A 20587-nucleotide genomic window follows, 5' to 3' on the forward strand; every position below is an offset into this window, starting at 1 on the left:
TTTTCAGACGGTTGCGGGGGATCTGTCGGACGCGGCGTCGGCCGGTGCATCGACCGGATCGGCGGCTTCGATCTCCTCGATCAGCCGCGTCTCGACCAGCACGGCCAGGTCGCGCAAGGTGGGTGCCTTGAAGAAGGCCGCCGGGTGCAGTTCAACGTCGTAGGTCTTGCGGGTACGCGCCAGGATCTGGATGGCGAGCAGCGAGTCGCCCCCCAACTCGAACAGGTTGTCGTCGGCCCCCACGCTGGCAATGCCCAGCATGTCCTGCCAGATGGCGGCCAGGCCGCTCTCGAGCTCGCCTTCGGGTGCGACGAAAGGCGTGGCGAGCGCCGGGCGCGGATGATCGCGGCGCTTCTTCTTCGCGACCGGGCCGGTCTCCAGCAGGTCGAGCATGCCGTTGTCGAGCTCGCCGAGCCGCTGGTTCAGGTCGGTGGTGGAGATGACGACCTGCGCGAACGCCGGGCCATTGACGATGCGCTCCAGCGCCCGCGCGCCTTCGGGGCCGCTCATGCCGATGCCTTCGGGCAGAACACGGCCGGCGGCCATGCCGAGATCGCGCCACGCGTCCCAGTTGACTGAGATGACCGGGTGCCTGGCGCTGCGCTGCCACAGTGCGGCCAGCGCATCGAGGTAGGCGTTCGCGGCGGCGTAGTCGCTCATGCCGAGGCCGCCCGCCATGCTGGAGATGGACGAGCACAGCAGCACGAAGTCGAGCGGCTCGTCGCGCAATGCCTCGAGCAGGAAGCGCGTGCCTTGCAGCTTGGGCGCGAACACCTCCTGGGCTTCGGCGCGCGTGCGGGTGGCGATCATTCCGCTGTTGGCGTGCCCTGCCGCGTGCACTACGCCCTGCACCATGCCGAAGCGCGCGCGGGCCTGTTCGGCCGCTGAGCGAATCGAAGCCGCATCGGCCACGTCGGCAGCCACAACCAGCACTTCGGCGCCCAGGCTTTCGAGTTCGAGCAATTGCGTGAGCCGGGTCCGCAGGGCCCGGGGCTGGTCTTCCGCCGCGGCGATGGCTTCCCATGTGCTGCGCTCCGGAAGCGGTGTACGGCCGAGCAACACCAGCCTTGCCTGCCACGACTTGGCCAGATGCCGAGCAACGGCGAGTCCGACCCCGCCGAGGCCGCCGGTGATCAGGTACACACCCGTCGAGCGCAACCGCTGCTGCGGCGCGGATGCAGCGGGCAGCGGCTCGTAGCTCTTGACCCAGCGGTGTGGGCCGCGATAGGCCTGCAGCATTTCGGTGTGGGCGGCCTGCGCCTGCCCAGCGAGTTGCCGCGCCAGCCAGGCTTCTGCGGCGCTGCCCGGCACGGGCAACACGATGTCGGTCACCCGGCAGGCGATGTGCGGGAATTCCTGCGCGATCACCTTGCACAGGCTGAACAGCATCGCCTTCTCGGGGCACAGCGCTTCGAGGCCGCAGACGTCTTCCATCTGGTTCACGATGACGTCGATGGACAGCTTGCGGTCAGATCCGGCGGAGGTACTGTCGATGGCCTGGGCCAGCGCGAGCAGGCTGAAGTAGCCCCGCTCCAGGACTTCTTCCGGCGTTGGCGGCACCTCCGATGGACCATCGATTCCCCACATGTGGCAGACCCTGGCGACGGGCCCGCAATCGGCCTGCACTTTTCGCAGAAACTGTTCGTGATCGGCGCGCTCGCCGGGGCGAACCGTGAAATGACGCGCCCCCGTTTCGGCATAGCCCGCGCCCGCCGTCACGTGAACGACCGGATGGCCTGGCGATTCGTCCTGCAACTGCCGGATCAACAGTTCGCCCAGCCCGCCCGCTTCCGCGAACACCAGCGTGCACCCGTTGACGGGTACGACTTTCGGCGAGGTGTCCGAAGCTTCGGTGCGCTGCCAGGTCGGCACATGGAACGCGTCGGCCGCCTTGCGCGCGGACGGACCCGATGCCTCGCGGCCCGGTTCCGGTGCGTCGGTCCAGTACGACTGGCGCTGGAACGGATAGGTCGGCAGCGGCACCTGGCGGCTCTGCCGCCCGGGATGGCACGCGACCCAGTCGACCTGGACGCCCGCACACCAGAGGGCGCCGATCACGCTCGCCATCTGGCGTTCGTTGTGTGCCTGTTTTTGCGGATGGGCCTGGCTCGACCAGATGCCCGCGGCCGACGCTGCCAGCGGATGCTGCCGTGCAAGCCCGGCCAGTGTTTCGCCCGGGCCGACTTCGAGGAGCACCCGGCCTTCGACGCGCAGCAGTTCGGCCAGCCCGTCCGCGAAGCGGACAGTGCCACGCAGGTGCCGGCCCCAGTAGGCCGGATCGACCGCCTGCTGCGCGGTGATGGGCTTGCCGGTGACGTTGGATATGAAGGGAATGCGCGGCGCGTGCCGGGGCACGGAGGCAACCACCTGCTGCAGTTCGGCCACGATGGATTCGGTCATCGCCGAATGGGAAGCGATGGACACCAGCAGGCGGCGCGGCAGCAGTTGGCGCGCCGACATCCGGCGCTCGGCGGCCTCGATGGCGGCCAGCGGTCCGGCGAGCACGCACAGCTGCTCGCCGTTGATGGCAGCGACGTCGCAGCCGGTGGCAAGGTACGGCGCGAGCTCGGCCTCCGACAGCGCAACGGCTGTCATGGCGCCCGGCGCCATCGACTGCATCAGGCGGCCTCGCGTGGCCACGATGCGCAATGCATCTTCCAGGCTGAACACGCCCGCCAGGCAGGCCGCCACGTACTCGCCCAGGCTGTGCCCCAGCATCACGGCAGGCTGCACGCCGCGCGACATCCAGAGCCGCGCCATCGCGTACTCGACGATGAACAGCACCGGCTGCGTGTACTCGATGCGGGCCAGCTGCTCGTCGGCCGCGGCTTCGGTGCCGGCGGCCGGATAGAGCAGCTGCCGCAAGTCCATGCCCATCGCGCCGCGCAAGGCATCGCAGCAGCGATCGACTTCTTCGCGGAAAACCGGATGGTCGCGGTACAGCGCAAGCCCCATGTTCGCGTGCTGCGTGCCACCGCCCGGGAAGAGAAACGCGACCTCGGGCGCGGAGGCCGGAATGCGGGTCGCCTCGTCGAAGCCGCTCTCGGGGGCGCGCAGCGCCTGGACCGCTGCGGCGAGTCCGTCCGCGACGATCGCGCCGCGGAATTCCTGTGCGCGCCGGCCGGTCTGCAGCGTGTGAGCAACCTCGGTGAGCGACGGCGCTTCGGGATTCGCGTCCAGATGATCCGCAAGACGCTGCGCGGACTGAGCGAGCGCCGCCGTGTTCCGGGCGGACAACGGCAGGACCTGCCAACCGGGCACGGGCACCAGCCCGGAGGAACGTAGAACCGGCGCCTCTTCGAGCACCACATGCACGTTGGTCCCGCCGATGCCGAACGAGCTCACGCCCGCGCGGCGCGGCGTGCTGCCTTCCGGCCAGGGCTGGCACTGCGCATTCACGTAGAACGGGCTGCCGGCAAAGTCGATCTGCGGATTGGGTTTGGTGAAGTGCAGGCTCGGCGGCAGCGTGCGGTGCTTGAGCGCCATCACGGCCTTGATGAGGCCCGCGACGCCCGCTGCTGCATCGAGGTGGCCGACGTTGGTCTTGACCGAGCCCACGGCACAGAAGCCGCGCCGCTCGGTGTCGGCCCGGAAGGCCTGCGTGAGCGCCGCGATCTCGATGGGGTCGCCCAGCGTGGTGCCGGTGCCATGCGCTTCGACGTAGCCGATGGTGTCGGCCGAGACGCCCGCGATCAGTTGTGCGGCGCGGATCACTTCGGCCTGCCCGTCGATGCTGGGCGCGGTGAACCCCACCTTGGCCGATCCGTCGTTGTTGGCCGCGCTGCCCTTGATGACGGCGTGGATGGTGTCGCCGTCGCGCAGTGCCTCGTCGAGACGCTTGAGCACGACCACGCCCGCTCCGCTGCCGATCACGGTGCCGTCGGCATCGGCGTCGAAGGCGCGGCAATGGCCGTCGCGCGAAAGGATCGCACCGGCCTGGTAGCGGTAGCCGCCTTCCTGCAGGAGGTTGAGCCACACGCCGCCGGCCAGCGCCATGTCGCAATCGTGGCTCAGCAGGGCCTGGCAAGCGGTGTGCACGGCCGTGAGCGATGTCGAGCAGGCGGTCTGCACGGTGACGGCCGGGCCGCGCAGGTTGAGCTTGTAGGCCACGCGCGTGCACAGCGAGCCGGCGGCATTGCCACTCATCAGGCCCAGCAGGTCGGCGATGCCGGTATGCGCGCCAAGGCCGAAAGACGGCAGCAGGTTGCGGATCAGGTAGACGTTGGTGCCTTCGCCCGCATACACGCCGACCTTGCCGGGCCAGCGCTCGGGGTCGCAGCCCGCATGCTCCAGCGAGGCCCAGGCGCATTCCAGGAAGATGCGTTGCTGCGGGTCGAGGTTCTCGGCTTCGCGCGGCGTGTAGCCGAAGAAGCTGGCATCGAACTGGTCGAAGCCGTCGAACAGCACGCCGGCCTTCACGTAGTCGGGATCGTCCAGTTGCGACTGCGGCACGCCGCGCTCTCGCAACTGGTCGTCGGTGAATGTCGACACCGACTCCACGCCGTCGCGAATGTTTCGCCAGAACGCATCGACGTCATCGGCGCCGGGAAAGCGCCCGGCCATGCCGACGATGGCGATCTCGAGACCGGTTGGCTCTGCAGGTTCGTTGTGGATGGACATCAGCTGACTCTCTCTGCCGCTTTGCGGCGTTGAAGCATCGCGGCGCGTTGGCGCAGCGCGCGCTCGTCACCGCCCGCGGCAGCTGCGGCGGCGGTCTGCGCGCCTCCCTGCTCGATCCAGCGGGCCAGCGATTCGACGGTGGGGTACTTGAAAAGGCTGACCAGCGGGAACGTGGCCTGCAGCCGGTCTTCCAGCAGCCGGTGCGCGCGGATGAGCAGCAGCGAATGCCCGCCCAGGTCGAAGAAGTTGTCGTGCAGGCCGACCCGTTCGACCTTCAGCACCTCGGACCAGATGGCCGCGAGCGTGCGCGCCACATGGCCTTGCGGCGCTTCGTAGGCCGTCGCACGGCCCAGCCCCTCGGGCTCGGGCAACGCCTTGCGGTCGACCTTGCCGTTGGCGTTCAGTGGCAGCGCGGGCAAGGTGACGATGGCGCGCGGCACCATGTAATCGGGCAGCACATGCGCCAGGTGTTCGCGCAGCGCGGCGCCATCGACAGACCGACCGGCATGGGCACTGACGTACGCCAGCAGCGAGGCCCCGGCGACACCCTCGCGTGCCACGACGACGGCTTCGCGCACCTCGGGCTGCGCAAGGATCTGCGCCTCGATCTCTCCGAGCTCGATACGAAAGCCGCGAATCTTCACCTGGTGGTCGATGCGGCCCAGGTACTCGAGCTGGCCTTCGGCGTTCCAGCGCACGAGGTCGCCAGTGCGGTAGAGCCTGTCGCCGTTGCCGAAAGGGTCGGCCACGAAGCGCTCGGCACTCAGGCCCGGCTTGTTGAGGTAGCCCCGCGCCAGGCTCACGCCGCCGAGGTAGAGTTCACCGGCCACGCCGCGCGGCACCTCGTTGAGCTCGGCGTCGAGCACGCGAGCGCTGGTATCACTGATCGGCTGGCCGATGGGCACCAGGCTTTGCCCGTCGTCGCGGCAGGTCCAGCGGGTGACGTGGATGGTGGTCTCGGTCGGGCCGTACAGGTTCTGCAAGGTGGCGCCGCTCAGGCGCCGCAGCGTTTCCCTCTGCGTCTCGGCCGGCATGGCTTCGCCGCCCACGATGATGTGCTTGAGCCGCGTGCTGGCCTCGATGTCCTTGTGCGCCAGGAAGGCCTGCAGCATCGAAGGCACGAAGTTGAGCGTGGTGACCTGGTGGCGCTGGATCAGCTCGACCAACCGAGCCGGATCGCGGTGATCGCCAGGGTTGGCGACGACCAGCCGCGCGCCCGCGGTCATGGGCCAGAACATTTCCCACACCGACACGTCGAAGCCGAACGGCGCCTTGTGCAGCACGGTGTCGGCACGGGTCAGGCGGTAGGTCTGCTGCATCCATGCCATGCAGCTGTGCAGCGCGCCGTGGCGCACGGCGGCGCCCTTGGGCTTGCCGGTGGAGCCGGAGGTGTAGATGACGTAGGCCAGGTTCTCGCCATGCAGCGCGACGCACGGGTCGGTGACGGGTTCGCCCGACAGGTCGATGGTGTCGATGTCGAGCACCGCCTGGCCGCTGCGCCCGGCGATGTGGCCGCGCGTGGCACGGTGCACGAGCAGCAGCTCGATGCCGCTGTCTTCCACCATGTAGGCGAGGCGCTGCACGGGGTAGTCGGGATCCAGCGGCAGATAGGCGCCACCGGCCTTAAGGATTCCCAGGATGCCCACCATCATCTCGATCGAACGCTCCATGACGATGCCCACGGGCATGTCGGGCCTGACGCCCAGCGCGATCAGCCGGTGCGCAAGCCGATTGGCGCGGCGGTCGAGTTCGGCGAAGCTCAAGGCCTCATCTGCGAAAAGCAGCGCGGTGGCTTCGGGCTGCTGCCGTGCGTGCCGGGCGATCTGCTGGTGCACGGGCTGCGGCTGCGGTTCGCGCCGCGCGTTCACGCTCCATTGCGCAAGCCGCGATTTCTCGGTGGCGTCCAGCAGGTCGATGTCTCCCACCGCGAGGCTTGCGTCTGCGCAGAGCGTGGACAGCACCGCCACGTAGTGCTGCGCCATGCGCGCGATGGTCTCGCGATCGAACAGGTCTTCGGCGTAGATCACGTCGAGCATCAGGCGACCATCGGGCCGCTCGCGGGCTTCGAGCACCCAGTCGAACTGGGTCTGGAGATCGGGCAACACGTGGTCGCTCACCTCGATGCCGTCCAGGCGCTGGAGCGCCCGGTGGTCTTCGAACAGGTGATTGAACATCACCTGGAACATGGGGCTGTGGCTCATGCTGCGCTCGGGCTGCAGGCGCTGCACCAGTTGCTCGAAGGGCAGGTCCTGGTGGGCCTGCGCGCCAAGCACGGTTTCCCTGGCCTGCGCCAGCACGCGCGACAGCGGCGTGCGGCCTTCGATCGAACTGCGCAGCACCAGCGTGTTGACGAAGAGGCCGATGACGTTCTCGAACTCGACCCGGTTGCGGTTCGCAACGGCGGTGCCGACACGGATATCTTCCTGACCGGTGTAGCGGTGCAGCAGCACCTGCAGGCCCGCGAGCAGCGCCATGAACAGCGTGCCGCCTTCGGCCTGGGCCACGCCTCGCAACCGGCCGAGCAAGGGCGCAGGCAACTCGAAGGCATGGCGGGCCGCGCGGTAGCTGGCTTGCGGCTTGCGCGGGTGGTCTGTACGCAGTTCGAGCACCGGGTGCTCGTCGCCGAGTTGCACCCGCCACCAGCCAAGCTGGCGCTCCGCCTCGCCGGCGGCGAGCCAATCGCGCTGCCATGCGGCGAAGTCGGCGTACTGCACGCGCGGCACAGGCAGCGCCGCCGCACGCCCCTGCAGGCGCGTGGCATAGCCGGCGGCAAGTTCGTCGATCAGCACCTGCATCGAGGCGCCGTCGGACGCGATGTGATGCATCACCACGACGAGCACATGCGTGTCGTCCGCCAGGCGGCACAGTGCTGTGCGCAGCAGCCCGCCCTGGGAGAGGTCGAATGGCGCGGCCTTGATGCGGCGGGTTTCCTTTTGCAGCTGTTCGTCGCGCTGGCCGTCGGGCACGGCTCGCAGGTCGATCACTTCCAGCGCCAGAGTGTTGGTCGGATTGATCCACTGCGCGGCAACGCCGTCGCTGCCAGCGCGGAACACGGTGCGCAGCGATTCGTGGCGCGCGACGAGATCGTTCAGCGCGGCCTGCAGCGCATCGGCCTGCAGTGCCCCGGTGAGGCGCAGCGCGCCGCTCATGTGGTACGCCGCGCTGCCCGGGTCGAGTTGCCAGAGGAACCACTGGCGCTCCTGCGCATGCGACAGCGGCAGCGCATGCACCCGACGCTCGGCCGGCAACACCGCGATGGGCGCGGGCCGTGCGCGCGCACCTTGCGCCAGCCGCTCCCGGATGGCAGCCGCGCTCTCGTGCAGCCGCGGGTGTTCGAACATCAGCCGCACCGGGTAGTCGATGTCCCAATGGCTCGATATGCGTGCCGCCACCTGCGTGGCCGTGAGCGAGCTGCCGCCGCGCGTGAAGAAGTGAGCATCGCGCGAAAAGGGCTTCGCGTCGGCGGGCCTGAGCACTTCGCGCCAGATGGCATCGAGCGCGCGTTCGGTATCGTCGAGCGCGCTCCCTTCGGCTTTCGCCTCGGCCGGGCCGCCCTTGACGAAGGCGCCGCGCTCGTAGATGGCATAGGCGTCGGCGCTGCGGTCCAGCCAGCCTGCGCGGCACGCACTGCGCTGCAGCTTGCCGCTGGTGGTCTTGGGCATGCCGCCCGGGTTGAGCAGCAGCACGGCCGACAGCGGCTCGCCGAAAACTTCGCTGACCGCGGCACCGAGCGCTTCGACCAGCACCTGCGGGGGCACCAGCTTCTGCATGCTGCGCGACACTTCGGCCGCTGCGCCGATGCCTTCGCCATCGGGCCCGCTGGCCGCGAACACCGCGACGCGGCCCTTGCGCACCGCATCGACCTCGGCTTCGATGACACGCTCGATGTCCTGCGGATAGATGTTGTGGCCGCGGACGATGATCAGGTCCTTGATGCGGCCCGTCACATAGAGTTCGCCGTCGCAGACGAAGCCGAGATCACCGGTGCGCAGCCAGCGGCGTCCTTCCCGCTCGACGAAGGTCTCGCGCGATTCGCGCTCCTTGCCCCAATAGCCCGCGCCGACGCTGGGTCCGTGGACCCAGATTTCGCCGATACGGCCAGGCGCCACCACCGACAAGGTCGCGGGGTCGACGATCTCGACGTCGTGATGAACAGCCACCGCGCCGCAGCCGACCAGCAATGTGCCGCCTTCGCTCGGCATGCCCTGCCCGCTGGCCAGGCCCTCGGCGCTGAAGCAGCGCGCGACCATGCCGCCGCCGCGCCGGCCACCCGTCACGAAGAGGGTGGCTTCGGCAAGGCCATAGCAGGCGTAGACCGCTGCGGGATCGAAACTGGCGGCGGCAAAGCGTTCGATGAAGTCGAGTTCGGTGTCGGCGCGCACCGGCTCGGCACCCGTGTAGGCCACGCGCCAGCTCGAGAGGTCGAGTTGCGCGATCTGCGCATCTTTCACGCGCTCCAGGCACAGGCGGAACGAGAAGTCGGGGCCGCCGCTGAGCGTGGCGCGATGGCGCGAGATCAGTTCGAGCCAACGCACGGGCCGCTCGAGAAAGTAGCGCGGCGAGGTCAGCACCAGCGGGATGCCGCTGTACAGCGGCTGCATCAGGCCGCCGATGAGGCCCATGTCGTGGTACAGCGGCGCCCACGAGACGAACTTGTCGTCGGGCCCGATGCCCATGCCGACCTGGATGGCGTGCTCGTTGGCCATCAGGTTGCCGTGCGTGACGATGACGCCCTTGGGCGCCGAGGTAGAGCCCGAGGTGTATTGCAGGAAGGCGACGTCTTCGTCCGCCGGCTCGAAGGGCTGCCACGCATCGGCGAGCGCCGCATCCACCGCATCCACGGCAATGACCGTCACGTCACCGAACTGGCTGCCGGCCCCGGCCATCGCATTGCCGAACGCGGTCGAGGTCAGCACGCAGCGCGCCTGCGAATCGGCCGCCACGCCCGTGAGCCGGGCCAAGTGCTGGGGCCGCGTGGATTCGGGCGGGAACACGGGCACGGCGATCACGCCGCAATAGAAGCAGGCCAGCATGCTCACGGCATAGTGGTCTCCGTTGTCGAGCATGACGAGCGCGCGCTCGCCCTTGGAGAACTGCTGCTGCAGGCGGGCCGCGAGCGCGCGCACGCGGCACTCGAAGACGGCGTAGGTAAAAGTCTGCTCGCTGTAGACGCCATCGACCTCGTCGACCACGGTGAGCCAGACGTCGTTCGCGCGCTGTTCGGCGAGTGCGCGCAGGTGCGCCACGAAGTTGCGCGGTTGCCGCCCGGCGGATTCCGTCGCGAGCAATTGATTCATATCGAGCCTTTAGTGCGCGTGAAGATGCGTCTGCGCGGACAGGCGCCTCGCGAGCGCCGCGAGGAATCCGGTCTCGTGCTGCCGCAGGAAGAAGTGCCCGCCGTCGAACCAGTCGAGCGTGAAAACGCTGGCGGTTTCTTTAGACCAGGCCGCCATGGCCGAGGCCTCGATGTCGTCCTGGCGCCCCGCGAAGGCATGGATGGGCAACGGCAACGGCGACGCACCCGCGGTGTCGTCGACATGGCTGCGGCAGACGCGGCGGTCGGCGCGCAAGGTGTCAAGCGTGATGCGCATGAGCTCGTCGCTGGCGAACACTTCCTCGGGCGTGCCACCCTGCTTGCGCAACTCGGCAATCAGCGAGGCGTCGTCTTCTCCGCCTTCAAAGCGCGAGGGGTCGCGCCGCGAAGGGGCTGCGCAACCCGAGACCAGCAGAGCGCGCGGCAACGGCCGCCGCGATGCCTGGAGCCGCCGGGCCAGACCGTGGGCCAGCAACCCGCCCATGCTGTGGCCGAAGATCGCGAAGTCGTCGCGCATCGCTTCGCCCTGCTCGGCGCAGATCCGCGCGACCAGGGCGTCGAAATCTTCGACGAAGGACTCGCCCATCCGCGCGCCGCGCCCCGGCAATTCCACCGGCACGACGCGAATCCACGGCGGAAGGAAGCGACGCCAGCGCAGGTACATGGCAGCGCTCGCGCCGGCGCAAGGCAGGCACAGAAGCGAGAGAGGCGCCTGCACGGACATCAGCCGGCCACGCGCTGTGCTGCCCGTGCGTTTTCTCTTTCCTGCTGCTGCATCCATTCGCGCAGCGAGCGCGGACGCATGTCGATCCAGTGGCTCTCGACGTAGGCGAGCACAGTTTTCTTGTCTCCGCGCACGCCGTCGATGGCAGACCATCCGCCAGGAACGGCCTTCCAGTGCGGCCAGATGGAATACTGGTCTTCATGATTGACCAGAACGATGAAGGTTTCGTCTTCGCGGTCGAAGCAGCTGGTCGACATCGGTGCATCCTTGTGTGATTGAACAGAAGGAGCGCCCGATGTCCGGTCGTGGACCGGATCGAATCGCGGCGCCCTTGCTGACAGGACGCTTGGCGGCCGAATCTGTTCATTTCACGATGCACCTGCCGGCACTGTCGCATTCGTCGGGCTGTTATCGACGAGGCAACCGCAGGAACGCGCGGCGCGGCGCGCGTTCACGGGCTCGTAAAGGAGCGGGAGTTAGCTGTCGGCCTGGGGCGAGGTGTCGGACGGCTCGTCACCGTCGCCGAAATCATTGACCGGCGGGACGAAGCCCGCGAGCAGCCAGAGTTGCGCGGCCTTGTCATAGGCACGGCGATGCGAGGGCTGCGCCAGGAGCCAAGCCGTCATTTCGGAGCGCGCCGCGTCGTCGAAATTTTCGCGGTCGTGTTCACGCTGCACCCATTCCCATGCGGTGTTCCAGATGGGATCGTTCTTTTCTTGAGTCATTGAAGCCGCTCGCGTTTTCCGTGCAGGCCGGGTCTCGAGCGCCCCTGCCGATGCACCCATCCGCGCATTCTCGCGGGAAACGGGCCAGCCCTTTCCCGCAAGCTGTGGTGCGCGCCTCTAGATCGCGTCTCTTTCGAGCAGCAGGTGGCCGCACGACTTGATGGCCGTCGCAGCCTCGGCGATCAGGCCGTTCACCAGCCCCAGCGCACAGCCCAGGCGCGCCGCGATCTCGCGCTGTGTCAGGCCTTCCAGCCGATAGAGCTCAAACACGAGGCGCGTTCTCGGCGCGAGTCCGGAAAGAACCCTGTCGATCGCGCTGATGACCTGACGCTCGCACATCACGCGGTCGGGCGTGCCGACGGCTTGCACGTCGAGCAGTTCCACGTCGACATCGAAGGTGCGATAGCTCGCTTCGACGCGGTGGCGGCGGCAGTAGTCCAGGGCCATGTTGCGCACCACCTGGCAGCAGTAGCCGATGGGCCGCTCGGCATGCCGCACGCAAGGGCCGTCCACGATCTTCAGGTAGGCGTCCTGCACCACGTCGTCGGCCAGATCCGACGTATTGACGATCTTGCGGGCCACGCGCCAAAGCTGCGCGCGATTGGCGATGAAGACCTCCCCGAGCGGAGACTCGGACGAATGCACTGGCATGTTGAACACCTCTTCCTCCTGTGAGCGAGCCCCAAGGGCCGCAAGTCCGATTTACTACTTTTGATGCACAAATCTAAACAAGAATCATTTCTATTTATATACAAACTTCGAGGCACCCTGTTGACCTATCGCGTCAACGTTCAAAACAATGTGTGGGGCCCCAGAAGCATTCGGCGCGGCGAATCGCTTGGTCCGGAAGCTCTGCAGAAACGCGGAGACCGGCATCGCTCAGGTGGGGACCGCGATGATAGTCCACTTCGCGCGATGTAATCGTCCGTGAACTTGCACGGGGCCGTCGAAACAGACCGCTTCCACTTCGCACGCGACCGGCATAGTTGCGTGCAGACGCAAGCGCCGGTGCAGCCGGTGCCGTCGCGCTACGCCGGCCCATCTAGAATCCCGCCCTCTCCCCGATCCCCGCCCCATGAACATCGTCGTCAACGAAGAACTCAAAGCCTATATCGATCCCATGACACCGGAGGAACACGAGGCGCTGGAGCGGAGTATCCTGGCCGAGGGTTGCCGCGATGCGCTCGTGCTTTGGGGCGACGTGCTGGTGGACGGCCACAACCGCTATGGCATCTGCCAGAAGCATGGCCTGCCGTTCAAGACCGTGCAGAACCCGCGCTTCAAGACCATCGAGGACGTGCACCTCTGGATGATCGATCAGCACCTGGGCCGGCGCAGCATTTCGGACTATCTGCGCGGCGTGCTCGCGCTAAGGAAGAAGGACATCGTCGACCAGCAGCGCAGCCGTTCCGCAACGGCACCGGCGGAGTCGGCAGCCTCCTCGTCGGACGCGCCGTTCGACGTCGATCCGCCCGCCGACGCAACGCCGGACGACGGCGCAGCACCCCTGCCGCCGCCCGCGCCGCTCAACAGCCGCGAAGCCATCGCCCGGGCCGCGCGCCTGAGCAGCAGCCAAGTCGTGATGATCGAGAAGATCCAGAAGCAGGCTGCGCCGGAACTGGTGGCAGCCGTGAAATCGGGCGTGATCTCGATCAACACCGCGGCGGCCGTGGCCACGCTGCCGGCCGAAGAGCAGGTGTCAGCCGCGAATGCCGGCAAGGACGAGCTCAAGCAGGCGGCCAAGCGCGTTCGCGAGTCGAAGAAGAAACCGCGTGCGGAATCCGCCGAAGCCTCGCCGGACGACGAAAGTGGCACGGACACAGTGCAGGCGCTTCAGCAGCGCGTGGCAGAACTCACGGCCGAGAACGAATCGCTGCGCAGGCAGGTCGCCGACCTGCAGGCGCAGCTCGCGCATTGAAAGCTCCGCCGGTCCGCTCGGGACCGACGGGCTTTCTTTATCAAGATTGACTAATTAGGGCTGGATTGCGCTGATCTTGGCGCCCGACAGCGAAACGCCGGCCTCAAGCCCCACGTTGGTCATCACGAATCCCACCACCGGCTGGCGAAGGGTGTTCGTGTCGATGCTGCCGTTGGCTCCGATGGTCGCGAGCGCCACGGTGGCATCCGCACCGGCCGTCCAGCCCTTGCTGTTGCGGAACTGGTCGAGCGCCGCCTGCGTGGTGAAGAGATAGATCACCGCCTTCGACTGCGCCCCGGCCTGGAATCCCACCGAGCCTGCGGTCGTGCTGTAGTAGGCCTGCGTGCGGCCGTTCACGCGCAGGGCGCCTCGCCCATATTCGGCACCCACGCCCATGCTGGCGCCCACCACGGCGGGGAACACCAGCACGCCGCTCGACCTGGCGACCAGCTCACGCGAGCCCTTCACGGAGTCGTACAGCTTGGACAGCGAGGCATCGACCTGAGCGTCGATGGAAGTGCGCGAAGACGCGCTGCTGGCCTGGTCCTGCGGCCGCGTGGTGGTGCACCCGACGAATGCCAGGCTGCACGCCGCCACGATGGACGAGAACGCCAGCGTTCGGAAGTTCATGGCTTTCATGACGGAATCCTTTCCTTGCAGAGAACATGGATCGGCCCATGCTAATTCCGCGAAAACCAGGCAAAACCGGTTGGAGGCATCGGCCTACGCAAGGTCACGGCCTCGATGAACCGATGGCCGCTCGTCCTACCGCATCTGGCGCAATGTTCGTGCAATGCTGGTTCGTAGCATCGCGGCTCAGGAGCGGGCGGCTGCACGCGGCCGTCCGCGATCTGACATCGAACCGACTTCGCGCCCTCCCATGACACTCGACCTCGCAAGGCTCCCGCGCCAATCACGCGCCGGGAGCGTTCGCCGCCTCGAACTGCCCGACGCTCTGCGCGGCTTCGCGCTGCTTTGCACGCCCGTGCTCGATCTGCTCTGCACTTCGGCACTCGAGCTCGCAGCGATGTCAGCCGCCCTGCTCGCATTGCTCCTGGGCGTGAGCTTTGCGACGCGTGTCGACGGCCCCGGCGAGAAGCCCGGGGCCGTACGCCTGATCGCGCGACGCATGCTGAAGGAGTCCGTCGCATACCGGCACCTGTGGGTTCGCCTGCTGCAGGCGGCGCTTGCCGCCGGTCTTGTCGCGGTCGCACTGCCGCAAGGCGGCGCGCCGCTCGCACTGGCTCTGTTCGCGGTCTGCATCGCAGCATTCGTTCTGATGTTCCAGCAGCCGCGCTGGCGCCGATGGCTGCGCAAGCTCTCCCCGACGGGGTGCATCTGGTCGGCGAACTACCTTGTGCAGGTGCTGTTCGTACTTGGCCTTTTCCATGCGCTGGAGCCGCGCTTCGGGCTCCTGCTGGGGGTTGCCGTGCCTGGTGTCGCGATCGCCGTGCTGCAGGCCGTGTTCAGCTGCATGTGGCTGGCGAGGTCCCACCCCGCGGCGCTCGAAGGGGTTCGTCTCGGCGGGCTGGCCGGCTGAACGCGGCCCGCCCCGTTCGCCGTCACCTGCTCAGGGAAGAACCGTGATGCGGTTGGTGGCCGGCGGCGTCAGCGGGCTGTTCGCCTTGATGTAGGCCTCCAGGGCATCCACGTCCTGGTCGCCGCCGAGCGCATCGGTGCCCTGGTTGAAGACGGTGAAGTTGTCGCCGCCGGTGGCCAGGAAGCTGTTCATGGTCACGCGGTAGCTGGTGCCGTCGGCCATCGCGGTGCCGTTCGAGCGACATGTTGCTGATGCGAGAACCGGCGGGCGCCGAGAGGCTGTAGCTGTAGGTGAAGCTTGCCGAAGGCAGCAGCACCTTCGGCGAAGTCGTGGTGTTGGAGCCGCTGTTGAACTGCTGCTCCAGCACCGCCTTGATCTGCGCGCCGGTCATGGTCTTCACCACCAGGCTGTTGCCGAAGGGCTGTACGGCGAAGATCTGGCCGTAGGTCACGCTGCCGTCGCCTGCGGGCGCGAGGTCGGCGCGAACGCCGCCCGGGTTCATGAAGGCGATCTGCGCTTCACCCTTGCCGACGGGCTTTGTTGCGGCCAGTTGCGCATCGGCGATCAGGTTGCCCAGCACGCTTTCCTTGGACGCAGTCTGCGTGCGTGTGGCCGTTGCGGTCAGCGAGCCCACCACGCGCTGTACCAGCGGCCCCGCGATGGCGAGGTACTGGCTGATGAGCGCGGCCACTTCCTGGTTCTTGCCGAAGACGGGGTACTGGTCGGTCAGCGCGACGGTGGTCGAGCCGCTGGTGTAGGCCTCGCCCTGCACGATCACGTTGTCCGCGGCCTTGGCCGTCACCTTGCGCGTGCGCGTGTCGATGGTGAGGTTGATGTCGGTCAGCAGCGTGCCGTACTGGCCGGCGCTGGTCAGCAGGAAGGGCTTGGCCGGATTGGTCTTGCCGTAGTCGCACACGTAGGAGCGGTGCGTGTGGCCCGAGATCACGACATCGACCGCGGAGTCGAGCTTGTTGAGAATCGGCAGGATGTCGCCGCTCAGGCCCGTGCAGCTCCTGTCGTTGTAGCCCACGGTGGTGGTGCCGCCTTCATGGATGACGACGACGATGGCGTCCGCGCCCTGCGACTTCAGCTGCGGAATCAGCGCGTTCGCCGTGTCGGCCTCGTCCTTGAAGCTCAGGCCGGCGACGCCGGCCGGCGTCACGATGTTCGGCGTGCCCTTGAGCGTCATACCGATGAAGGCGACCTTCACCGTGGCGCCGTCTTTCGTGAAGGTCTTCATGCCCGTGGCGGGGAACAGCGTGTTGCCGTCGCTCTTCACCGTGTTGGCCGCGAGGAAGCCGAAGTTGGCGCCCGGGAAGCTCTTGTTCACGCGGCAGGGCTCGAGCGCGGTGTTCTTCGCGCAGCCGCCATTCTTCATGCGCAGCAGTTCGGTCTGGCCCTTGTCGAACTCGTGGTTGCCGACCGCGTTGAAGTCGATCTTCATCGCGTTGACGGTTTCGATGGTCGATTCGTCGAGAAAGAGCGCCGAGACCAGCGGCGACGCGCCGATCATGTCGCCGGCCGACACGACTGCGTTGTTCGGATTCTTTTCCTTCAGCGAGGCAATGGCCGATGCCATGTAGGCAGCGCCGCCGGCGGGCACCGGCACCGTGCCGCCCGCCTTGGCAGGCGCGGTGATCGACAGCTTCGGCGGCTCGAGGTTGCCGTGCAGGTCGTTGAAGGCGATGAGCTTCACGTCCACGCTGCCGGGAGCGGCAGGCGCGGGCGCCGGAGCTGGCGGATTGCTTGCCGTGGGAGGCGGCACGAACGGAATGAAATTGTTCGAACTGCCGCTGCCGCCGCAGGCAGTCAGGGCAGCCGCCACCGCGCCGGCAAGGGCGAAGTGCTTCAACGATGAGCGCATGGGAACCTCTCTCCTTTGTTTGGAATGCAGCGGATGCTGGACATGGCACATGACGAAGCCATGAAGGCCCGATCGCTTCGCAAGGAGATCGGTCGCGGGCTCAGGGCAACTGAACGAGGCGAATCGAGACACCAGGGCCGAAGGCGGCCTGTAGGAGCGTCTTGGCCTGCAGGCTGCGCTCGTCGGCTGGGAACTGCACTGCGAGCCAGCCTTCGGTCGGCCGGCGCTGCAGATGCCAGCCCTCCTGTCCGAGGAGGATGAGCCGGGCGAGCGCGGCTGGATCTGCCACCGGCGGCGCGGCGGGCGTGATGTCTAGCCAGTCGATCACCTGCTCGCTCTCGCCGCCCAGGCGTGCGGCCGCGCTCGCGGCGAGGGCTTGTTGCGTGACGGCATCGCGCACCATGCCCTGCAACACGATGCCGCCACCGTGCCAGCGGATCTCGAGCGAAGGGCTTGCCCTGGCGGCGCTGGCCTGCGCCTCACCCGCAGCGATCAGGCGCCACGCGATGCCCGCCGCCAGGATGGCGACGCAGGCGATCGACGCCGCGAGAATCTTGATCCGCTTTGGCATTGGAGGCATGAGCGTGCCACGCCAGGCATGACGCCGGTGTGACGCCCGCCTGCAGCCGGCCGACAGCCATTCGGCCTACACGGATAAACGCATGCCGGCGCACCCGCTGAGCACCGGATTCCTATACGCTTGAGTTCCGTCCCCCGCATTCCCCAACACCCCGAGGAACGAACATGGCAGCCAATGCGAAAGTCACAGGAAATGTCGAATACCGGGCCGGCGACGGCCCCCTGATCCTCATTCCCCAGGGCCCCATCGAGATCCAGCTGGCGCCCGACAGCGCCGTGCTGAGCTGGGGCGATGCCGGCACCATGCAGACGACGGCGATCCCGATCGCCGAATACCAGCGCTACCTGAACGAGGGCGTGATCCAGCCCGACTGAAGACTCACTTTGTTTGCCGGCGGCAATAGCACTGCCCATGAAAAACGGCCCCGAGGGGCCGTTTTTCGTTTGCTCTGCATCAGCAGCCTGCGGCTACTGCAATGCATGCGTCACCGGTTCTTACTTCTTCTTGGCAGCAGCGGCCTTCTTGGCGGGTGCGGCAGCCTTCTTCGCTGCGGGCTTGGCGGTCGCAGCCTTGCTGTCGGCCTTGCGCTTTGCAGCCTTGGGGTCCACGGCGGCCTTGAAGGCTGCGCCCGGCACGAACTTCGGCACCTTCTGTGCGGCGATCTTGATCTTGGTGCCGGCGCTGGGGTTGAAGCCCGAGCGTGCGGCGCGCGCCACTTGCTTGAAAGTGCCGAAGCCGACGATCTGGACGGGATCGTCCTTCTTCACGGCTGCGACGATCGAGCTGGTGATGGTCTCGAGAACGCGCGCGGCTTCTGCCTTGCTGAGGTTGTGGGCGACGGCGATTTTTTCGACGAGTTCGATGCGGTTCAACTGAGTTCCTAGTAGGTTTGATTTCGCCATGTTGCCTATGGCGGCGCAGCACGAATCACGCTGCAAGCGGGCGGGAGTTTATTCGACTGCGAGAGCCCGGATGTAACGCGGTCGCTTCGGGCTGTCGTTGATTTGCCTCATTCGGTCTTCGAGGAGGTCTTGTGCTCGCATGTCGGCGTGCGCTGCAGGGCATTTCACGGGCAATCCAGGTCACGGATGACCATCTATCCGCGAGAAAAATCTAACTCTGTGCGATGACAAGGACGCCGAGCCACGACGAAGTTCTCCGATGAGATTTGACGACACCGTGCTTGCGAGGGCTGCTGCGGCTCATCAATGCCCCTGCGATGGCGACACTACCGTCGCTACAAAGCTACGTATCGAGCGCGCGTCCGCTACGTTGTTCTCCAACAGCATCGGCGGGCCAAGCATCGGGCGTCTCTACCGATGCTCTTCATGAGCAAGCGCATCGTGAGCTCGCCCCGAAACTGATCGTCCATTCATTCGATACGCCGCACTTGCCATGCTACGAGCGCACGCGCTCGTAGCCGTGATGCAACAGGCGCACGCAGACCAATGAATGAATCGGGAGAGCAAAGAAAAGGCAGAAGCCAGAAAGTGAAAAGCCCCTGCAGCTTTTGACTGCAGGGGCTTCTGACTGGCGGAGTGGACGGGACTCGAACCCGCGACCCCCGGCGTGACAGGCCGGTATTCTAACCAACTGAACTACCACTCCTGGTAGACAACGTTCGCTCCATGCGGAACCGAGTGTTGACGACTCGTGCCGGCTTCACCGAAGTGAAACTGGCGACCCTACGGGGATTCGAACCCCGGTAGCCACCGTGAAAGGGTGGTGTCCTAGGCCTCTAGACGATAGGGTCAAAACCTTGGACGTGCTGCGATCAGCATCTCAAACCATCTCGACACTCTGGTGGAGGTAAGCGGGATCGAACCGCTGACCTCTTGCATGCCATGCAAGCGCTCTCCCAGCTGAGCTATACCCCCGTGTGGGTGTCGAGCCTCAGATTATAGCCCGAATTTCAGGCCTTTCTCAATCGTTCGATAACTTTTTCGCGGGAAAAAATTTCGAGGACTGAATCCAAGGACGGTGTTTGCGGTGTTCCCATCACAAGCACTCGTACTGGCATCGCTAACACTGGCATCTTCAATGCGTGTGTCGCGAGGACTTCCTTGATCATAACTGCGATCGAGGCCTTATCCCACGCGACCGTCATCATTTTTTCTGCGAGCGTTGCGATTGCGGGCTTCACTGCATCGGTGATGTGCTGTGCGCGATCGGCTTCGGTCACGGTGATGTCCGCATAGAACGCAGCAGCCCAGTCGGCCAGAGCCACCGTCGTGTCGCAGCGATCCTTGAAGAGCGCGCAGATCGCAGGCAGACGCTTATCTGCAACGATGCCGCGCTTCTGCAACTGCGCTGCAACGAGCGGCGCGAGTTCATCGCCGCTCTTCGCCTTGATGTACTGCGCGTTGACCCACGCGAGCTTGGCCGCATCCCACTGCGCGGGGCTCTTCGACAGGTGCGAACCGTCGAACCAGCTCACCATCTGCTCGCGCGTGAAGAGTTCGTCGTCGCCATGGCTCCAGCCGAGGCGCGCGAGATAGTCGAGCATCGCTTCGGGCAGGTAGCCGTTGTCCTCGTAGGCAGTGACGCTCACCGCGCCGCGGCGCTTCGAGAGCTTCTGTCCGTCGTCGCCGAGGATCACCGGCACGTGGCCGAACTCGGGCAGCGGTGCACCCAGCGCGCGGAAGATGTTGATCTGCCACGGCGTGTTGTTGATGTGCTCGTCGCCGCGGAACACGTGCGTGATGTTCATGTCCAAGTCGTCGACCACCACGGCGAAGTTATAGGTCGGCACACCGTCGGGCCGCAGGATGATCAGGTCGTCGATCTCGCGGTTGTTGATGGTGATCTCGCCCTTCACGAGGTCGTTCCACGTCACGTCGCCTTCGGGCGGGTTGCAGAAGCGCACCACGGGCGGCACGCCTTCGGGCACGGGCGGCAGCGCCTTACCCGGCTCGGGACGCCAGCGGCGGTCGTACAGCGTCTTCTCGCCGCGTGCACGTTGCGCCTCGCGCATCTCCTGAGCTCCGCTGGGGTGCAGTAGCAGTAGTAGGCGGTGCCCGCCGCGATCATCTGCGCGATCACTTCGCGATAGCGCTCCAGGCGCTGCATCTGGTAGATCGGGCCTTCGTCGTATTCGAGGCCGAGCCAGTGCATCGACGCGAGGATCTGGTCGGTGGAGTCCTGCGTGGAGCGGGCCACGTCGGTGTCCTCGATGCGCAGCACGAACTCGCCGCCGTAGTGGCGCGCATAGGCCCACGAGTAGAGGGCCGTGCGAGCCGTGCCCAGGTGAAGAAAACCCGTGGGGGATGGTGCGATGCGGGTGCGTACTTTGCCGGTCATTT

The 20587-nt window shown here is 66.7% G+C and carries 12 protein-coding genes, 3 tRNA genes and 2 pseudogenes; 3 read left to right on the plus strand and 14 right to left on the minus strand.

What is annotated here, in order from left to right:
* Positions 1-3: 3 nt before the first annotated feature.
* The 6 genes from ACHMXA_RS24050 to ACHMXA_RS24075 all read right to left on the minus strand — a co-directional run bounded on the left by ACHMXA_RS24050 (position 4) and on the right by ACHMXA_RS24075 (position 12034).
* The gene (locus ACHMXA_RS24050) at positions 4-4620 is read right to left on the minus strand and encodes an SDR family NAD(P)-dependent oxidoreductase (RefSeq protein WP_395316566.1); all 4617 of its coding nucleotides are present in this window, start codon (positions 4618-4620) and stop codon (positions 4-6) included.
* Entirely contained in the window at positions 4620-9917 is a 5298-nt protein-coding gene (locus ACHMXA_RS24055) for an amino acid adenylation domain-containing protein (protein ID WP_395316567.1), read from the minus strand. Before ACHMXA_RS24055 ends, ACHMXA_RS24050 begins: the two co-directional genes overlap by 1 nt.
* Positions 9918-9926: 9 nt before the next feature.
* On the minus strand, positions 9927-10652 hold the full coding sequence (locus ACHMXA_RS24060; RefSeq protein ID WP_395321362.1) for a thioesterase II family protein: 726 nt from the start codon (positions 10650-10652) through the stop codon (positions 9927-9929).
* A 5-nt stretch (positions 10653-10657) separates the two neighbouring features.
* Positions 10658-10915 (minus strand): MbtH family protein, encoded by a 258-nt coding sequence (locus tag ACHMXA_RS24065; protein WP_395316568.1) that lies wholly within the window; start codon positions 10913-10915, stop codon positions 10658-10660.
* A 219-nt stretch (positions 10916-11134) separates the two neighbouring features.
* Positions 11135-11443: a DUF4880 domain-containing protein gene (locus tag ACHMXA_RS24070; protein ID WP_395316569.1), complete on the minus strand. Its 309-nt coding sequence runs from the start codon at positions 11441-11443 to the stop codon at positions 11135-11137.
* 57 nt (positions 11444-11500) lie between these two features.
* A complete protein-coding gene (locus tag ACHMXA_RS24075; RefSeq protein WP_395321363.1) occupies positions 11501-12034 on the minus strand; it encodes a sigma-70 family RNA polymerase sigma factor in 534 nt (177 codons plus the stop codon).
* A gap of 424 nt (positions 12035-12458) precedes the next feature.
* On the opposite strand from ACHMXA_RS24075, the gene ACHMXA_RS24080 reads away from it, so the two are divergent.
* The gene (locus ACHMXA_RS24080; protein WP_395316570.1) at positions 12459-13301 is read left to right on the plus strand and encodes a plasmid replication/partition related protein; all 843 of its coding nucleotides are present in this window, start codon (positions 12459-12461) and stop codon (positions 13299-13301) included.
* A gap of 54 nt (positions 13302-13355) precedes the next feature.
* On the opposite strand, the gene ACHMXA_RS24085 is transcribed toward ACHMXA_RS24080, so the two are convergent.
* The gene (locus ACHMXA_RS24085; protein WP_176667212.1) at positions 13356-13940 is read right to left on the minus strand and encodes a YSC84-related protein; all 585 of its coding nucleotides are present in this window, start codon (positions 13938-13940) and stop codon (positions 13356-13358) included.
* Between the two features lie 241 nt (positions 13941-14181).
* On the opposite strand from ACHMXA_RS24085, the gene ACHMXA_RS24090 reads away from it, so the two are divergent.
* On the plus strand, positions 14182-14841 hold the full coding sequence (locus ACHMXA_RS24090; protein WP_395316571.1) for a DUF418 domain-containing protein: 660 nt from the start codon (positions 14182-14184) through the stop codon (positions 14839-14841).
* A 30-nt stretch (positions 14842-14871) separates the two neighbouring features.
* Here the strand turns inward: ACHMXA_RS24090 and ACHMXA_RS24095 are convergent.
* Positions 14872-16705, minus strand: a pseudogene (locus ACHMXA_RS24095) (bifunctional metallophosphatase/5'-nucleotidase).
* A gap of 100 nt (positions 16706-16805) precedes the next feature.
* Positions 16806-17276: a hypothetical protein gene (locus ACHMXA_RS24100; RefSeq protein ID WP_395316572.1), complete on the minus strand. Its 471-nt coding sequence runs from the start codon at positions 17274-17276 to the stop codon at positions 16806-16808.
* 173 nt (positions 17277-17449) lie between these two features.
* Here ACHMXA_RS24100 and ACHMXA_RS24105 point away from each other — a divergent pair, with 173 nt between their 5' ends.
* Positions 17450-17659 (plus strand): hypothetical protein, encoded by a 210-nt coding sequence (locus tag ACHMXA_RS24105; protein ID WP_176667216.1) that lies wholly within the window; start codon positions 17450-17452, stop codon positions 17657-17659.
* A 120-nt stretch (positions 17660-17779) separates the two neighbouring features.
* Here ACHMXA_RS24105 and ACHMXA_RS24110 read toward each other — a convergent pair whose 3' ends face one another.
* The 5 genes and pseudogenes from ACHMXA_RS24110 to gltX form a co-directional block, all read right to left on the minus strand.
* Entirely contained in the window at positions 17780-18157 is a 378-nt protein-coding gene (locus ACHMXA_RS24110) for an HU family DNA-binding protein (protein WP_019658275.1), read from the minus strand.
* A gap of 659 nt (positions 18158-18816) precedes the next feature.
* A tRNA-Asp gene (locus ACHMXA_RS24115) sits at positions 18817-18893 on the minus strand.
* A 69-nt stretch (positions 18894-18962) separates the two neighbouring features.
* A tRNA-Glu gene (locus tag ACHMXA_RS24120) sits at positions 18963-19038 on the minus strand.
* Positions 19039-19086: 48 nt separating this feature from the next.
* Positions 19087-19162: transfer RNA gene (locus ACHMXA_RS24125), tRNA-Ala, on the minus strand.
* A 35-nt stretch (positions 19163-19197) separates the two neighbouring features.
* Positions 19198-20585 (minus strand): annotated as a pseudogene (gene gltX / locus ACHMXA_RS24130) (glutamate--tRNA ligase).
* Between the last annotated feature and the right edge of the window lie 2 nt (positions 20586-20587).

It is taken from the genome of Variovorax sp. UC74_104 (assembly GCF_044055375.1).
Taxonomy (GTDB): Bacteria; Pseudomonadota; Gammaproteobacteria; order Burkholderiales; family Burkholderiaceae_C; genus Variovorax.

Excerpts from the sequence above, each read along its gene's own strand:
- ACHMXA_RS24105 (WP_176667216.1), top strand. The coding sequence starts at position 17,450 with ATGGCAGCCAATGCGAAAGTCACAGGAAATGTCGAATACCGGGCCGGC.
- ACHMXA_RS24080 (WP_395316570.1), top strand. The coding sequence starts at position 12,459 with ATGAACATCGTCGTCAACGAAGAACTCAAAGCCTATATCGATCCCATG.
- ACHMXA_RS24055 (WP_395316567.1), bottom strand. The coding sequence starts at position 9,917 with ATGAATCAATTGCTCGCGACGGAATCCGCCGGGCGGCAACCGCGCAAC.
- ACHMXA_RS24090 (WP_395316571.1), top strand. The coding sequence starts at position 14,182 with ATGACACTCGACCTCGCAAGGCTCCCGCGCCAATCACGCGCCGGGAGC.
- ACHMXA_RS24100 (WP_395316572.1), bottom strand. The coding sequence starts at position 17,276 with ATGCCAAAGCGGATCAAGATTCTCGCGGCGTCGATCGCCTGCGTCGCC.
- ACHMXA_RS24075 (WP_395321363.1), bottom strand. The coding sequence starts at position 12,034 with ATGCCAGTGCATTCGTCCGAGTCTCCGCTCGGGGAGGTCTTCATCGCC.
- ACHMXA_RS24065 (WP_395316568.1), bottom strand. The coding sequence starts at position 10,915 with ATGTCGACCAGCTGCTTCGACCGCGAAGACGAAACCTTCATCGTTCTG.
- ACHMXA_RS24070 (WP_395316569.1), bottom strand. The coding sequence starts at position 11,443 with ATGGGTGCATCGGCAGGGGCGCTCGAGACCCGGCCTGCACGGAAAACG.
- ACHMXA_RS24050 (WP_395316566.1), bottom strand. The coding sequence starts at position 4,620 with ATGTCCATCCACAACGAACCTGCAGAGCCAACCGGTCTCGAGATCGCC.
- ACHMXA_RS24085 (WP_176667212.1), bottom strand. The coding sequence starts at position 13,940 with ATGAAAGCCATGAACTTCCGAACGCTGGCGTTCTCGTCCATCGTGGCG.